This is a genomic window from Paenibacillus sp. W4I10 (assembly GCF_030816325.1).
GTDB classification, from domain to species: domain Bacteria; phylum Bacillota; class Bacilli; order Paenibacillales; family Paenibacillaceae; genus Paenibacillus; species Paenibacillus amylolyticus_B.
This window is the reverse complement of sequence record NZ_JAUSXX010000001.1, coordinates 615,884-632,810: the sequence shown is the minus strand read 5'-3', so window position 1 is coordinate 632,810 and position 16,927 is coordinate 615,884. Positions and strand designations below refer to the sequence as shown.

The following is a 16,927-nucleotide window of genomic DNA, read 5'->3' as shown; positions in this document are numbered from 1 at the left end:
ATGAGGTTGAAGTGTTTTCGCAAGAAAACACTCGACTCGCATCCATTGATAGAAAAACCGCTATTACAGGTGACTAAGTCCTGATAAGTAGCGGTTTTTCTTGTATCTTTAACGTTAGTAGTTATAGCTACTTTCTAGCACGGAGTAATGGCGGAATCATTTGCACAGATGACACTACCGACAATCGCTTTACAACCTTTTTTGATCCGTGTAGCCTCATCAATAATCTGATCTATGTTTTCATATTTTCGCTTACTGTTGGTTACAACGGCGATGGATACCGACACGAGAGGGATGGGCCGATTTAGCCCGGAACGTCCTTCCCCCAGAACATATTGATGATGCCAATCATGTTCGTTGTAAAATGTCCTTTTCATTTCCTCAAAACCTGAGATGACTTCCTCACTAATATATTTGTAATCATGGTGATTCAGGATCGTAATAAAATCATCACCACCGATATGTCCAAGAAAAGCTTCAGGGGGAACAAATAGCTTGCGAAGCAAGTTAGCTGTCGCCTGAATAAGCTGATCCCCCATTTTGAAGCCGTAGCTATCATTGAAGGTTTTGAATTGATCGAGATCAACGTACAGTACGCTAAAATGGTCCATCTGAAGAGCCTGAGACAGCCTTTCATCTATAATATGATTACCTGGAAGACCCGTCAGCGGGTTCATAAAAATCGCCATTTCAGCCCGTACGTCAGCAACAGCGAGTAGCAAACGCCGAATACTCACAGCGCCAAAGAAACGTTCTCCTGACGTGACCAACACAAGGTCATATATTTCCCCTTCATCTCGGTCCATGGCTAGAACACTGACATCTGTAATCTGTTCCGAATAATCCACGACCAGTGCCTGCGTGTTCATCACCAGTTCTACAGGACGTCCCATGTACAGATTATAGCCATACTGGGTGCCAATCTGCTGAAAGAATCGGGCCCGCATCATTAATGACACACACCTCTCCCCCATAACAGCTATACCTTCCAGACTAGGTTTGGACTTGAAAAGATGATAGACGATATCACATTTTGTATCAGAATGTACTACAGGAATTGGTTCAGCAATCTCGCCTATTTGCGTAAACATACTATTCTACACCTCTGTTCGTAGCATCTAATCCGAACTTTTTAAATATATATGTAGGTCTTTGTCAATGGTCACATCGTACCACTTTCTACTTGAAAAAGCGTTAACTGAGGGTAAAAGTTTATGAAATAAAATTTTTATCCCCATGTTCTGTGTTATTTCGTTTATGCAAAAATACCGTCATTTACTGGATATCTTAAATCCAATAAATGACGGTATTCGTTGGCATATATTACAGAAGTTTATCTGCATGAAATGAACGAATTCTGATATTGGCCGCCAAAATTCATTTGGCCAGAATCTAATCTGAATTCAAAATTTCCTTACTCGATCACTACTCCTTATCCTTCAGCTTACCTTATGTTCAATTCTCAGCTTGTCAGCGACCATCGCGATGAACTCGCTATTTGTTGGCTTCGACTTGCTGATATTGATCGTGTAACCAAACAAGTGGCTGATGCTGTCGATGTTACCTCGAGTCCATGCCACTTCAATGGCATGACGGATGGCACGTTCGACGCGGGACGGCGTGGTTTTGAATTTTTCGGCAATCGCTGGATACAGTGTTTTGGTGATGGCTCCCAAAATTTCGATATTGTTATACACCATCGTAATGGCTTCGCGCAAATACTGATATCCTTTAATATGCGCAGGAACGCCGATTTCATGTATGATGGACGTAATGCTTGCATCCAGATTTTTGTGTTTGCCCATTGGCACAACATTGGATTTCATGAACATGGATGATCCGTTGCTTGTAGACATCGCGGTCTGTGTTCCAACCAGTTGACGCACACGATTCGCAAGCACTTCCATGTCAAACGGCTTGAGAATATAATAAGAAGCTCCGAGTTGCACGGCACGCTGTGTGATATTCTCTTGTCCGAATGCCGTAAGCATAATGACTTTAGGCTGTGGAGACAGGTTCAGGTTGCGCAAGCGCTCAAGCACACCCAGACCGTCCAGATGAGGCATGATAATATCCAGAATCAATACATCCGGCACATCCCGAGTTTGCTCCAGCAATTGCAGTACTTCTTCTCCATTGTATGCAATACCGGTAACTTCCATATCTTCCTGCTCAGATATATATTCGGCAAGCAAATTCGTAAATTCACGATTATCATCGGCCAGCAATACCTCAATTTTTTGCAAAACGGTATCCTCCTTTAAATTAAACATCGTTTCGTACATTTCCTTACAGGTTAAATTTTCGACACAGCAAGTTAAATTCCTCCTGTCGAAAATTATTTTTCTTTATTTTTTTTTCTTGATCCTATATAATAAATAATTTATTTCATTATCCGATATATTATGTTTGCTTTCGACAAAAAAGAACCTCAGGGCTGTTTAACCAGCCTTGAGGTTTTTATCGTTTTCCTTTTTCATCATAACGCCAGCATCTTGTAACATCCATTCAATGAAGCAACCGTAACCCGATTTCGGATCATTCACGAATACATGAGTAACTGCACCGATCAACTTACCATTCTGTACAATGGGGCTGCCACTCATGCCTTGAACGATACCTCCGGTCTTATCCAGCAGTTTCGGGTCCGTGATTCGAAGTACTAGACCTTTTGTTGCTGGCTCGGTTTGATCTGCCACATGAACAATGTCAATCGAGAAGCGTTCAACTTGTTGACCGTCAACCACGGTAAGTATTTCGGCCGGTCCTTCTTTGACTTCATGAGAAAAAGCGACGGGAATACCTTTCGAATACAGACTGTGCTCAGGATTTCCGGACATTTTACCAAAGATGCCAAAAGCCGTATTACGTTCAATATTGCCCAAAATCTTGCTTTCCTTGAGGAAATGAGCACGTTTTTCACCCGGATCACCGGTCTCACTTTTAGAAATGGACGTCACATTGGACTGAACAATCTGACCACTACCCACAACAATAGATGTTTGTGTGTTCATATCTGTAATGACATGGCCCAGTGCGCCGTATACGCCCTGATCTGGAGCATAGAAGGTAAGTGTGCCAACACCGGCTGCAGAATCACGAATGTACAATCCAAGCCTCCACGCTTGATCCTCGGAGTCATACGCCGGAGTTAATCGTGTCTTCACCGTTTCCTTACCACGTTTCAACACAACATCAATACCTTTTTTACTTTTACCTGCAAGTTCAACGGCTTCAGAGACACCTGCCACGCCATCAAGACGTTTACCATCCATATGCGTAATCAGATCTCCGAGCTTAATGCCTGCCGTTTCTCCTGGCGATACACGCTCATCCTGCCCAGAGTGGACCAGATGATGACCTACAACCAGAATGCCTGCCGATTTAACTTTGACGCCAATCGTTTGACCCCCGGGTACAACACGCAAATCCGGTATCACATTCACATGGACTGTTTTGACCGGAATTTTACCCCACAACTTCAACGTTAATTTGGCATGTCCCGTTTGTTGAGGGTGAAGATGCAAAGGTTGTTGCCTGGTAACATGCATCGCTGCCTGATCATCCAAACCAACGATATCTGGACGATCTACAACGGCGCTTGAAGCAGCAGGTACAGCGAGCCGGACATCCGCTTGCCTGCCAGCAAACACTTGCAATTCATCCGGCAGTGAAGCATAACTTTGCACAGGCTGAATGGCCTGGCTAATCACACAAAGAAAGAAGGCAAATAAAAGACCTAGCAATTTCTTCCTGAGGGGGGAATTCAATGGCTGTCACACTCCCTTTGCTTCTTTCGCTTGACGAAAGGTGGTCGCCAATTGCGTACCTATAAGATAACCTCGCCCCCAGGCTTTTATTACTGTCAATCATTACGCCAGCCGTCCGTTTCACCCTTTTTTGGCTTCCGCCAAATTCAGCATTTCCTGTGCGTGATGCAGCGTTTTTTCTGTAATTTCCACGCCGCCCAGCATACGTGCCAGTTCCTTCACTCTGCCTTCGTCTGACAGCGATTCCACCTGCGTCATCGTCCGTCCATCGTAGACATGTTTCTCAATGAGATACTGATGATCTGCCATACAAGCCACTTGTGGTAAGTGAGTTATTGAGAAAACCTGACAAGTCGAAGACAAGCGGAACAGTTTTTCCGCAATGGATTGAGCTGCTCTACCGCTAACTCCGGTATCAACTTCATCAAAAATCAACACAGGTATCCGGTCATGTCGTGCAAAGATACTCTTCATCGCCAGCATCATTCTCGACAACTCGCCACCTGAAGCAATCTTGCCAAGTGGACGTAATGGCTCGCCCGGGTTCGGCGAAATCAGGAATTCCGCATTGTCCGCACCCTGACGATTCAGACGAATACGGCGTCCATTCCATTCAATGCCCTTCGGATCTTCGAAAGGAGTAATCTGAACACGCAGCGTAGTCCGCTCCATTTGCAGATCCTTGAGTTCGCTTTCCACCTGTGCAGCAAGTTCCTCGGCGCATTGTTTGCGAACCTTGCTGAGTTCTTCAGCAGACTCCATCACAAGGTTAAGCATTTTGTCACGTTCAGCTCGCAATTTCTCCAGCCGTTCGTCCTTGTTCTCCAATTGGTCGGTTTCATGGCTAATCTGATCATAATAACTCAGAATAAGTTCAACACTGTCCCCGTATTTCCGTCTGAGGCCAGAAATCAGATTCAGCCTTTGCTCCACTTCTTCCAGCCTTGCCGGATTAAATTCAATCTTCTCCCGGTAATCCCTTAACTGAAATGTTGCATCTTCCAATTGATAAAATGCGGATTGCAGCTGTTCTACGATTGGTTGCAGTCCTTTGCTATCATATCCAGAAATGTCTTCAATTCTTGAAAGAGCAATGCTCACAGCTTCAAGTCCGCGTTGACCACTGAGCAGATCATATGCACCAGCAACACTGTCCATCATTTTCTCACTATGGGATAGTTTGACCCGTTCTTCCCCGAGTAATTCATCCTCACCTCGTGTAAGGCTTGCTGCTGCGATCTCCTCAAGCTGAAACCGATACATGTCCAAGAGTTGATATGCCCGCTGACTGGACTCCTGAAGCGCACGCAGTTCCTTTTCCGCCGTGATAAACTTGCTGTAACGCTCTTGATACTTCGCTTTGACAGGTCCGATGACTTCCGAGCCATAAGTATCGAGAAGCCCCAGATGGCTCTCTGCACGCAGCAAACTCTGATGTTCATGTTGTCCATGAATATTGATCAGCTTCTCGCCTACTTCCCGCAGCATGGTCAGATTGACCAATTGCCCATTAATGCGGGACGTACTTTTCCCCTGTGTGTTCAGTTCACGTCGAATGACCAGATGCTCTTCAGGCTCACAATGGATACCCAACTTCTCTAATGTCTGCCATACCGGATGACTCTGCTCCATCTCGAACAAGGCTTCCATCTCTGCCTTCTCACATCCGTACCGGATCAGATCAGCTGAACTTCGTCCACCGGCAATTAAGCCAAGTGCATCTATAATAATCGACTTACCTGCACCCGTTTCCCCTGAAAGTACATGGAATCCCGGATGGAATACAACGTCCACTTCTTCCACCACAGCCAGATTACGAATCGATAACGTAACTAACATCTGCAAAAACACCTCCGGATGACTAACTCAGAAATTATGTTTTTGAACCATTGATTAGGAAATGTAACCCATGATGCGTTCAATAACGGTCACGCTGTTACCTTCAGTCCGGCAGATAATCAGAATGGTATCATCTCCACAGATCGTCCCCATGACTTCATTCCACTCAATATTATCAAGCAAAGCTGCAATCGAGTTGGCTGTTCCTGGCAAACATTTCATCACAACCAGATTGTTTGTGTGATCAATGTGCAAGAAGTTGTCAACGAGTGCACGCTTCAACTTTTGAATCGGATTATATCGTTGATCTGTTGGCAAAGAGTATTTGTATCTTCCGTCATCCATCGGAATCTTGATTAACAGAAGTTCCTTGATATCCCGGGATACCGTCGCCTGAGTCACCTGAAAACCTGATTTGCGTAGTGCTTCAACCAGATCATCCTGGGTCTCAATTTCATTTTGACTAATGATTTCACGAATCTTGATGTGCCTTTGTCCTTTCATACATGCCTCCAGTTAAATGTATTGCAATAAAGCAGCGTTTGTAATTCGCCGCAGACTTTGCCCTGCAATGTTCATTCTTTTATATTAGTCCAGATCATCTCCATCATACACATCTTCCTGATAGTCCATGAGCCTGATTAACTTAATATCGGAATCCTCCACGTCAACATACAGCAAGCCTTCACAGCCAGGATATAACAAAAGATAATTGAGGAAGCGATCCCTTAGCGCAGGGCCAGTCATTTCAAGTGGTTGTCTGCGACGAGACGTTTTCACCAGGTATCTGAGATCCTCACGTTCTGCAACATAATCAATGAATAATCTGCTGTAATACACGGATTCATTGGCCTCAAATGCCAGAGGGATTTTCATTTTGCCACCGATGACTTCGTAACCCTGTGCTTCAAGTAAATCCAAGGCCGGGGAATCCTGAATGTTCACGTTCAGTTGCATTCCAGACAAGCTTACCGGCATCGGTCGGTTCACCCAATTACGCAAGCCAAAGAACAGCCACAAGATCAAACAGACAGCAAGTACACCTATAACGATTGTGTCATATTGACCATTCATTATTGCTCACCTCGAAGACATATTCGAGGTTCAGTAATGATTTCCCTTTACGTCAATCACCTTTCCAGCGAAAAGAAACCCATCTTATGATGAGTTTCCCGTAAATGTATGAGCTGCTTCCTTTGCAACTTGCTCCGCAAGTGCATCAAGTGAAGCTGGATCAATCTCTGGTTGTGTTGCCTCTGGTGCTTCCAGACGCCAATGTGCGAGAAATTCTATATTACCTTCTCCACCGGTTATCGGTGAAAAAGTTAAACTCTGCAGATGTAAACCAAGTTGACTGGCAAAATGAAGCATCGTCTGCAATACATCCTTGTGTACCTTCGTATCACGTACCACCCCGGACTTGCCTACTTTTTCACGCCCTGCCTCGAATTGAGGTTTAATCAATGCAACGATGTCTGCAGGTTGTTTCAAAAGAGCCAGAAGTGGCGGCAATATGATTCGCAGTGAAATGAACGACACATCAATGCTCGCAAAGTTCGGCACGGGTCCCGCCAGATCTTCAGGTGTCACATAGCGGAAATTAGTTCGTTCCATAACAGTAACCCGCTCATCATTACGCAAAGACCAGTCGAGCTGATTATACCCCACATCAATAGCGTAGACGTGAGACGCGCCATGCTGAAGTGCACAATCCGTAAATCCACCGGTCGATGAACCAATGTCGAGCATGACAAGTCCATTCATATCAAGGCCGAAATGACGGATCGCTTTTTCGAGCTTCAATCCGCCTCTGCCGACGTAGGGATGTACCGAGCCTTTAACTTTCAGCTCGGCTTCCCTTGGAATTTTCATGCCCGCCTTTTCGATTGGCTCATTATTGGCATATACCAGTCCAGCCATGATTGCAGCTTTTGCCTTCTCACGACTTTCATAATAGCCCTGCTCAACCAGCAGAACATCAATTCGTTCTTTCGGGAGTGACATGTCTGTCTCCTATCATGTAAATTTACGAAGGAAAACGTGTTTTCGGTATGCCGTAAGATGATTGAACAGCCATCTTGCGCAGTTCAGCACATACATTCTCAACGGTAAGACCCACTTCCTCACGTTGTTCCTTAATACTGCCATGCTCGATGAAGCGATCCGGAATCCCCATCAATTGTACATGAACATCATGCAGTCCCTGTTCTGCATAAAACTCCAGCACTGCACTACCCATGCTGCCTGCTTGGGATGTTTCTTCAAGTACAATCAATTTGGTGCCTCGAACAGCTAAATCACGTAACATTTGCTCGTCAAGAGGTTTCAAGAAACGAGCGTTGATTACGCCTGCTGTAATCCCTTCCCGTTTTACCATCTCTGCTGCTTCTTCTGCAAGCTGCACCATCGATCCTGAAGCGATGACAGCATATCCTTCGGATGGACGCAGTTGCTCCCATGATCCGATCGGAATCGGAACAAGTACATCATCCAGAGGTACACCGACCACATTGTTTCGTGGATAACGGTAAGCAATTGGACCTTCATTATAATCAAGCGCCGTTTTCATCATGTGGCGCAATTCATTTTCGTCTTTTGGCATCATCAGAACGATATTTGGAATATGGCGCATAAATGCCACATCATACACCCCTTGATGTGTTTCCCCATCCGGACCAACAAACCCGGCACGGTCAATAGCAAACATCACGTTCGCGTTATGTCGGCAAATATCATGTACGATCTGATCATATGCACGTTGCATAAACGTAGAATACACGGCAAAGACCGGCTTCAAGCCTTCCATAGCCAGTGCAGCACACATGGTTGCCGCATGCTGTTCTGCGATCCCTACGTCAATCATGCGGTCAGGAAATTCCTTACTAAAAGGAATGAGACCTGAGCCTGTAGGCATTGCTGGCGTTACAGCTACGACCCGCTTATCCTGCTTCGCAAGATCAATTAACGTTTGACCGAACACTTCCGTGTACATCGGTTTTCCCACAGCTTTCAGCACTTGACCGGATTCAATTTTGTACGGAGAAATCCCGTGCCACTTGTGCGAATCGGCTTCTGCTGGCTGATAACCTTTGCCTTTGGTAGTGAGCACGTGAACGAGCACAGGACCATCAACGTTATCTGCCTGTTTGAAGGTTTCAATCAATTTGGGAATATCGTGCCCATCAATCGGACCCAAATACGTGAAGCCCAGTTCTTCGAAAAGAACACCTGGTACCATCATATATTTGACACTATCTTTGATCCAGCTTGCCGATTTGGCCAAACGATCCCCAATAGCTGGGATTTTTTTGAGCATCCCCTCGACATCATCTTTCGCTTTCAGATAATGACGATCCGAACGAATCTTGCTCAAATATTTATGCATGGCTCCAACATTTGGAGCAATGGACATTTCATTATCATTCAGAATAACCATCAGTTTTCTCTGCTCATGACCGATATGATTGAGGGCCTCAAAAGCCATACCGCCTGTAAGCGCTCCATCACCAATCATCGCGATGACTTGATTGTCCTCACCCTTCAGATCACGTGCAAGGGCCATCCCCATCGCAGCGGACAATGAAGTACTGCTGTGTCCAGCTTCCCATACATCATGTTCGCTTTCGTTGCGTTTGACAAACCCGCACAGGCCATTATGTTGACGCAATGTATCAAAGCGATCCATACGCCCTGTCAGGACTTTATGCACATAAGCCTGATGCCCTACATCAAAAATCATTTTGTCTGCTGGACTGTTATAGCAGTAATGCAGGGCTACCGTGAGCTCAACCACGCCTAAGTTGGGTGCGAGATGCCCACCTGTAACAGACAGTTTCTCAATCAGAAACTGCCGGATCTCTGCCGATAAAAGGGCAAGATCATCCTGAGACATCGACTTTAGATCACTGGGTTGTTTAATTTGTGGAAGCAGCACGAGAATCTCCCCGCTTTCCTAGATTGTTTAGTTATTGTTGTAAATTGATATATACATAATGAATCAAATGACATTAAATCATTATAACATAAAAGAACAAGAATCATAATTTACTGCACTATACTCCCGATAACGAGCATTTCCGCCAGCAAGTTATTTAGAATTCTTCTCCATATGTATTCCCGCATCCACTCGGGACACACTTTTTCCATCTACTCGGAAAAAGGACATTACATTCATTACACGGTTATACAGATTTTGAAACAGCACGTTTTATCAGAATCTAATGGTCTCGACGCATCAGGTAATCTGCAATTTCCAGCAATCTGGATGCATCAGGTAACTCAGCTCTTTCGAGTGCGTCTTTCGCAGATTGGGTAAGGGATTTCACCTCAGCTACAGAAGCCTCCATGCCAATAAAATAAGGATATGTTACCTTCTGCTGATTCACATCGCTCTGTGTTTTCTTGCCCATCTTCTGCTCGTCACCCGTCAGGTCGAGAATATCATCCTGAATCTGGAACGCCAGCCCCAGATCACGGCCAAACACACGCAACGCTTCCAATTGTCCTTCCGTTGCTCCACCGATTCGTGCTCCAGCAATGAGGGAGAAAACAATCAGGTCACCCGTTTTGTGCAAATGAATATATTGAAGCTGTGCAAGATCAGTCAATCCTTGCTCGCCTTCCATATCCGCAACTTGGCCGCCGACCATGCCTCTTGCTCCAGCAAGTTCGGACATGTCCTCTACGATGGACAGCAATGCATCTGCCGTCACACCGCTGCGACGACCCGCTTGAACAATGCTATAAAAAGCATGAGTTAGCAACGCATCGCCCGCCAATATGGCTGTTGCCTCACCATATACCTTATGATTCGTTAATTTTCCCCTGCGGTAATCATCATTATCCATAGCAGGCAGGTCGTCGTGGATCAGTGAATAGGTATGAACCATCTCCACGGCGCAGGCTACCGGCATTGCAGCTGTACGCTGTGCACCGAAGGCTTCCGCCGCAGCAACGACCAGAAGAGGACGAAGGCGTTTGCCTCCGGCCATGAGTGAGTACTGCATCGCATCCGTCAGCGATTGGGGTACATCCCAGTGATCGGGAAGCGTGTGTTTCAACGCTTCTGTCACCTCAGCTGTGACCTCTTCGAGATATGCTTGAAACGAAGGACGATTACTCATGGACTTCACCGCTCTCATCGTCAGCAGTTCCGAAAGGCTTCTTGCGAAGCTCTCCATCTTCTTCTACGATCATCTCGATCTTACGTTCCACTTGTTCCAGCTTCAAACCGCAAAGTTGCGAAAGCTTCATCCCGCGTTGAAACAGATCGATGGCCTGTTCCAACGGAACATCACCATGTTCCAGCTGACCTACGATGTCTTCCAATGCCGCCATTGCCTCTTCAAAATTCAATTCCGGTTCATTCGCCATGGGTATTGTCGTCCTCCTTCATTCCCCAAACCTGACAGTCCAGCTGTCCGTCTGTTAATTTAATCTTAATTGAATCTCCAGGCTGTACATCCTTCGTTGACTTAATCAATCGCTGTTCTTGCTCATCATAGACAAGGCTGTATCCCCGTGACATGACTTTAAGCGGGCTAAGCGCATCCAGATGCCGCACAGATGATTTCCACTGTTGCTGCTTCGATCTGGTTATAGACCTGATCGCAAGTTCCAGTTGTCTGCGTGCTGCCGCATTCTCACGGCGTGCTGCATTGACCTGCTCACGAGGATTGAATCGTTGCAGTGCTGCTCGCAGACGCTCCTGCTTCTCTCCTGTCCATTTCATACGTGTATCCACTGTTCTCAAAAGCCGTTGGTGCATCATATCCAGTCGTTCCGTATGCTGCATCAAGGTACGTCTTGGATGAACCAGCACTGGCGAGCGCTGTAATCTTGCGAGCCGTTCGCGATTATGTACAGCACGCTGACGCAAGCTATGCTGTAACTGGCGCTGACGTTGTCCGATCTGATCAAGCAACTCAGCTCGATTAGGTACAGCTAATTCCGCAGCTGCTGTAGGTGTAGCCGCACGCAAATCGGCTGCAAAATCAGCAATAGTGAAGTCCGTTTCGTGCCCAACCGCAGAAATGACAGGAATATCCGAAGCGACTATTGCTCTTGCCACAATCTCCTCATTGAACGCCCACAATTCCTCCAGTGAACCGCCTCCACGTCCAACGATAAGTACATCGGCTTCTCCCATCCGGTTCAGGTTGCCAATCGCTTTGACGATGGAAGGTGCTGCACCCTTGCCTTGAACCAGAACAGGATACAAAACAACCTTGGCAGAAGGGTACCTGCGCTGGAGTGTGATCATGATATCCCGCACTGCCGCTCCCGTCGGTGAAGTTACAACCCCGATGGTCTGGGGATAACGAGGAATCTGTCTTTTTCGCGAAGGTGAAAATAACCCTTCATCCTCAAGCTTTTTCTTCAGCTGTTCGTAAGCCAGATACAGACTTCCAATCCCGTCCGGCTGCATATGGGTAGCGTAGAATTGATACTGCCCATCCCGTTCATACACCGAGACATTACCACGAGCAATAACCCTTGCACCCTCCTTCGGTACAAAGGGTAATCGCTGGTTATGGGACGCAAACATAATCGACTTAATCCGGCTGTCCTTGTCCTTCAATGTAAAATACATATGGCCGCTGGAGTGATGTGTGAAGTTCGAAATCTCCCCGCGTAGCCAAACGTCCGACAGGACCTGATCCGATTCCAGTTTCATTCGAATATATCGGTTCAGGTCTTTGATGGAGTAGATCTTTTGATCTGCCACAGACAAAACCCTAGGCCAATCCGTGAGCGCGCTTGGCAGCGATCAATGTATTTTGCATCAGCATTGTGATTGTCATCGGACCAACACCACCAGGAACGGGTGTAATTGGACCAGAAACTTCTTTCACGCTCTCGAAATCAACGTCTCCTGCCAGTTTGCCATTCTCCAAACGGTTCATGCCGACATCAATAACAACTGCACCCGGTTTCACAAAATCAGCATCCACAAAATTGGCACGACCGATGGCTACAACTAGAATGTCCGCCTGGCGTGTAATTTCTTTCATGTTGGCGGTACGGGAATGACACATGGTTACCGTTGCATTCTCGCGTTGCAGCAACAGCGATACCGGTTTGCCGACAATATTGCTTCTTCCGATGACTACCGCATGTTTACCTGACATTTCCAATCCAGTACGCTTGATCAGTTCAATTACACCCGCTGGAGTACATGGAAGCAGACTATCGTCTCCAATAACAAGATTACCAACATTGACTGGATGGAATCCGTCTACGTCTTTATCCACGGCAATTGCATCAATGACCGCTTTCTCTTCGATATGCTTCGGTAGTGGGAGTTGCACCAAAATTCCGTTAATGGATTGTTGATTGTTCAGCTTGTCCACCAGCGCAAGCAGATCTTCTTGGGACGTATCTGCATCCAAGCGATGCACTTCGGAGTAGAAACCGAGGTCGTGACATGCTTTTTCTTTATTACGCACATATACTTGGGATGCCGGATCTTCCCCGACGAGCACAACAGCCAGACCAGGTACTACCCCCTGTTCGCTAAGCTGTTTTACTTCTGTTGTCATGCTTGCGCGGATCTCTTGGGATACTTCTTTACCGTTAATAATAGATGCTGTCATTGTACTCTCTCTCCCTTATGTGAATATAAATTTAGAGGTTGTTCAAAAAAACCGCTTTTGATTACGAAGGATACTGAAAACCGGTCCTTTTGAACACGCACTATAGTTAATCATAACTTAAGATAATTTTGCTTTAATGGCGTCAACTTCCTGAATCATGCGTCCAAGTACGCCATTGACGAACTTACCGGATTCTTCTGTACCAAAATATTTGGAAAGTTCGATTGCTTCATTGACAGATACTTTTGCCGGAATATCATCACGGAACACCATTTCATACGTAGACAGTCGTAGAATCTGGCGATCTACACGTGACAGACGGCTAATCTGCCAACCTTTCAAATAATCCACGAGCAGCCCGTCAATGGCTTCCTTATTGTTCCAGGCTCCTTGTACAATCTCAGTAACATAAGTACGCATTACATCTGCATCGCGGATAACTACTTCGGTTTCATTATCTTCAGCAGCTTCATTGATCAACATGTTTACAGCTTCTGCTGCACCCACCTCATTCATTTCCATCTGATACAGACTTTGTACTGCAATTTCCCTTGCCAAACGTCTTTTCATGTCCTGCCTCCTGCAGCGCTCCGTCTGGAGCGTCATCATGCTTATTTTATAATCCATGCATCCATCTCATCAAATCCTGTATCGGTTAGATCGATGGCTTACACGGTATTGTTATTGTTATCCCTTTTCACAAAAAAACCTGCAATACGTTTCCTCCAAAAAACGGGCAACCTAAACTACAGCTCTATTTTCGGAAGAAACATATTGCAGGGTTCAGGTAGGTCACTTAAACGGACGCCAGCGATCGCCCAGCCATTGTCCCCACTCCCTCCAGGGAATGGACGAACCCAGCTTCGAATCGCTTCGTCTGCCTAACGTATAACCAATGAACACCAAGAGTGCAAAGAACAACATATCCCAAAAACCGATCCATACATAAAGAAATCCAAAAAAGATGCCGCCGATAATTCCGGTAATTCGGCCTCTGTGACTATCCCAAATCTCTTTCCACAGCATCAGTGAAACTCACCTCATTCCACTCGACTCTTGTAGTTAGGCGACTGGGTCACATTAGCGATATACACCGTGACAAAAGAAACCGGGATGCCCGTAATCTCTTGTACATGATCATGAATCGCCTTTTGCAGATCAGAAGTCAGCGCAGGAATAGGTGTCTCACCATCCACTACTGCACGGATCATAATCTCCAGTCCTGACTCAACCACACGTATGCGTGCCTTGACATCACGTACTCCCCGGAAACGGGAAGTTGCCTTCAAACAGAGATTCTCAATCGTCTCCATCGAAATCTGTACATCACCAAACTCAGTACGTTGATCTACAGACGGCAACGATGCACGCTCACGCCGAACCGAGATGTAGAAAAATCGCAAACTCAGGATAAACAAAATCGCTGCTGCTATAACCGACGCAACAATAACGTTTTGTTCCTGCTGGTAATTCAATTCGTAAGGCAGCACACCGCTAATCAGAAGAATGACGGCTGCCGATATTGCTCCAACGCTTATGCTGTATATAAACAACAGAAGCCGATCCAGTATTTTAGCCACGAACTGCACAGCCTCCCTTGCTCACTAACATTACTTAACCTGTTCAATAGCAAAAATCAGATCCTCATCCAGCTTTCGCTATAATGAAGACCTGTCCAAGACGGGATAACCCCCGGCAGATGATGCCGGGGGAATCTGTCTTCTTTTATTTTACGCGCTGACTGTTCAGGTCGATCTCTTCCACTTTCTCGGTGCTCTTGAACTGAACGTCATGAATGTGCACATTCACTTCATTCACATTCAAGCCTGTCATGTTCTCGATGGAACGTTTCACGTTCTGTTGAATCTCCGTAGCCACCTGTGGCAGACGGTATCCGTACTCGATAATTACGGAAACATCAACTGCAGCTTCACGTTGGCCCACTTCAACTTTAACGCCTTTGGAAAGGTTTTTGCGACCAAGCAATTCAGCAAATCCGCCAGCGAATCCGCCACTCATGCCTGCAACACCTTTCACTTCAAGGGTTGCCAATCCAGCAATCACTTCAATAACTTCAGGTGCGATCTGGATTTCACCGATATCCGTTCGTTCAAATTCAGTCGGTAGTGTACTCATAACTGTTCAACACACCTTTCGCGAGATAAGTTTGCGGCCATCCGTCAGGGCGCTGGACTCAGGTTAATCAACCTTCAGAACCCTTCCGGTCCGGCTTTACCGGAACTCCTGCAAACATCCGCGAGATGCGGGCTTATCCTTTGCAGGAGACATGCGCTCTTATTATTACATACTATATCATTTGGGCTACATTATGACAAACAAGCCCAATATACCTTTTAAATCTCGTTTTCTTCAAGAAATTTGATATCAAAGTCACCACGAATGAACGTTGGGTGCTCCAGCAATTTCTGATGGAAAGGAATAGTTGTAGATATGCCTTCAATTGCAAATTCCCCAAGCGCACGCTTCATCTTGGCAATCGCCTCTTCACGATTCGCTCCCCACACAATCAATTTTGCGATCATGGAGTCATAGAAAGGAGAAATGGTATAACCCGGATAAGCAGCACTATCTACACGAACGCCAGGTCCTCCCGGTGCAAGGTAGAATCCGATTTTGCCTGGTGATGGCATAAAGTTACGGTCCGGATCTTCTGCATTGATACGACATTCAATGGACCAGCCATTGATAACCACGTCTTCCTGACGGAATGAAAGTGGGTTGCCTTCCGCTACCGAGATCATCTCACGGATCAGATCCACGCCAGTAACCATCTCAGTTACCGGGTGCTCTACCTGAATACGCGTATTCATCTCCATGAAATAGAACTCGCCATTCGGGCTGAGCAGGAACTCCAATGTACCTGCTCCCGAGTAATCCACAGCAAGGGCAGCCCGTACCGCAGCTTCCCCCATCAGTGTACGCACGTCTTCGGAGAGGATCGGACACGGAGCTTCCTCTACCAATTTCTGGCGACGACGCTGAACCGAGCAATCACGCTCTCCCAAATGTGCTGCATTTCCGTGTTTATCAGCAATGATCTGAATTTCCACGTGTTTCATACCTGTCAGGAATTTCTCCAGATATACACCTGCATTGCCAAATGCCTTTTGTGCTTCCTGCTGAGCAGCGGTAATCTGCTTAATCAGCGTTTCTTCATCTTCGGCAATACGAATTCCCTTACCTCCGCCACCAGCAGTAGCTTTGATAATGATAGGATATCCGATATCTCTAGCAATCATGATGGCTTCATCCATATTTTCAACAAGGCCGTCTGATCCAGGAATAACAGGTACTCCTGCATCTTTCATCGTTTGTTTGGCAACAGCCTTGTCTCCCATTTTGGTAATGGCTTCGGGTGAAGGCCCGATGAATGTAATGTTGCAAGAACCACAGATTTCTGCAAAGTCAGCATTCTCCGCCAAAAAACCATATCCAGGGTGGATTGCATCACATTCCGTCAGTGTGGCTACACTCATCAGGTTTGTGAAGTTGAGGTAACTGTCCTTAGACAGTGTCGGTCCGATACAATAAGCCTCATCTGCAAGACGAACATGTAGAGAATCCTTGTCCGCTTCCGAATAGACAGCTACCGTTGAGATGCCGATTTCACGGCAGGCACGAATAATACGTACCGCAATCTCTCCACGGTTCGCAATCAGTATTTTTTGAAATTTCATTTCGTTTTGTCCTCCTTCGAAGCTC

At 46.1% G+C, this 16,927-nt stretch carries 17 protein-coding genes; all 17 read right to left on the bottom strand.

Annotated features, from left to right (window positions below):
• Window positions 1-134 precede the first annotated feature (134 nt).
• Entirely contained in the window at window positions 135-1,091 is a 957-nt protein-coding gene (locus QF049_RS02810; RefSeq protein ID WP_307534667.1) for a GGDEF domain-containing protein, read from the bottom strand.
• Window positions 1,092-1,439: 348 nt separating this feature from the next.
• Window positions 1,440-2,246, bottom strand: coding sequence for a sporulation transcription factor Spo0A (gene spo0A / locus QF049_RS02805; RefSeq protein ID WP_091018123.1), 807 nt, complete (start codon window positions 2,244-2,246; stop codon window positions 1,440-1,442).
• A gap of 195 nt (window positions 2,247-2,441) precedes the next feature.
• Entirely contained in the window at window positions 2,442-3,770 is a 1,329-nt protein-coding gene (gene spoIVB, locus QF049_RS02800; protein WP_076215808.1) for a SpoIVB peptidase, read from the bottom strand.
• A gap of 120 nt (window positions 3,771-3,890) precedes the next feature.
• Window positions 3,891-5,609: a DNA repair protein RecN gene (recN, locus tag QF049_RS02795; RefSeq protein WP_124116166.1), complete on the bottom strand. Its 1,719-nt coding sequence runs from the start codon at window positions 5,607-5,609 to the stop codon at window positions 3,891-3,893.
• Between the two features lie 54 nt (window positions 5,610-5,663).
• The gene (ahrC, locus tag QF049_RS02790) at window positions 5,664-6,113 is read right to left on the bottom strand and encodes a transcriptional regulator AhrC/ArgR (protein ID WP_145322615.1); all 450 of its coding nucleotides are present in this window, start codon (window positions 6,111-6,113) and stop codon (window positions 5,664-5,666) included.
• 84 nt (window positions 6,114-6,197) lie between these two features.
• Window positions 6,198-6,683 carry a hypothetical protein gene (locus QF049_RS02785; RefSeq protein WP_307534663.1) on the bottom strand — a complete coding sequence of 162 codons (486 nt, stop codon included), beginning with the start codon at window positions 6,681-6,683 and terminating at the stop codon, window positions 6,198-6,200.
• Window positions 6,684-6,767: 84 nt separating this feature from the next.
• Entirely contained in the window at window positions 6,768-7,613 is an 846-nt protein-coding gene (locus QF049_RS02780) for a TlyA family RNA methyltransferase (RefSeq protein WP_307410507.1), read from the bottom strand.
• A 22-nt stretch (window positions 7,614-7,635) separates the two neighbouring features.
• Window positions 7,636-9,543, bottom strand: a complete 1,908-nt coding sequence (gene dxs, locus QF049_RS02775; protein WP_036614362.1) for a 1-deoxy-D-xylulose-5-phosphate synthase — start codon at window positions 9,541-9,543, stop codon at window positions 7,636-7,638.
• Between the two features lie 283 nt (window positions 9,544-9,826).
• Window positions 9,827-10,732 carry a polyprenyl synthetase family protein gene (locus QF049_RS02770; protein WP_373428196.1) on the bottom strand — a complete coding sequence of 302 codons (906 nt, stop codon included), beginning with the start codon at window positions 10,730-10,732 and terminating at the stop codon, window positions 9,827-9,829.
• The gene (gene xseB, locus QF049_RS02765) at window positions 10,725-10,982 is read right to left on the bottom strand and encodes an exodeoxyribonuclease VII small subunit (RefSeq protein WP_017687599.1); all 258 of its coding nucleotides are present in this window, start codon (window positions 10,980-10,982) and stop codon (window positions 10,725-10,727) included. The genes QF049_RS02770 and xseB overlap by 8 nt, the downstream gene beginning before the upstream one ends.
• The gene (gene xseA / locus QF049_RS02760) at window positions 10,972-12,336 is read right to left on the bottom strand and encodes an exodeoxyribonuclease VII large subunit (protein WP_150364559.1); all 1,365 of its coding nucleotides are present in this window, start codon (window positions 12,334-12,336) and stop codon (window positions 10,972-10,974) included. The genes xseB and xseA overlap by 11 nt, the downstream gene beginning before the upstream one ends.
• A 10-nt stretch (window positions 12,337-12,346) precedes the next feature.
• Window positions 12,347-13,204, bottom strand: a complete 858-nt coding sequence (gene folD, locus QF049_RS02755) for a bifunctional methylenetetrahydrofolate dehydrogenase/methenyltetrahydrofolate cyclohydrolase FolD (protein WP_017687597.1) — start codon at window positions 13,202-13,204, stop codon at window positions 12,347-12,349.
• A 117-nt stretch (window positions 13,205-13,321) separates the two neighbouring features.
• On the bottom strand, window positions 13,322-13,774 hold the full coding sequence (nusB, locus tag QF049_RS02750; protein WP_017687596.1) for a transcription antitermination factor NusB: 453 nt from the start codon (window positions 13,772-13,774) through the stop codon (window positions 13,322-13,324).
• Window positions 13,775-13,996: 222 nt separating this feature from the next.
• A complete protein-coding gene (locus tag QF049_RS02745; protein ID WP_017687595.1) occupies window positions 13,997-14,230 on the bottom strand; it encodes a DUF2273 domain-containing protein in 234 nt (77 codons plus the stop codon).
• A 14-nt stretch (window positions 14,231-14,244) separates the two neighbouring features.
• Window positions 14,245-14,784, bottom strand: coding sequence for an alkaline shock response membrane anchor protein AmaP (gene amaP, locus QF049_RS02740; RefSeq protein ID WP_017687594.1), 540 nt, complete (start codon window positions 14,782-14,784; stop codon window positions 14,245-14,247).
• Between the two features lie 145 nt (window positions 14,785-14,929).
• Window positions 14,930-15,340, bottom strand: a complete 411-nt coding sequence (locus QF049_RS02735; protein ID WP_017687593.1) for an Asp23/Gls24 family envelope stress response protein — start codon at window positions 15,338-15,340, stop codon at window positions 14,930-14,932.
• A 218-nt stretch (window positions 15,341-15,558) separates the two neighbouring features.
• Window positions 15,559-16,902, bottom strand: coding sequence for an acetyl-CoA carboxylase biotin carboxylase subunit (gene accC / locus QF049_RS02730; RefSeq protein WP_091018133.1), 1,344 nt, complete (start codon window positions 16,900-16,902; stop codon window positions 15,559-15,561).
• Between the last annotated feature and the right edge of the window lie 25 nt (window positions 16,903-16,927).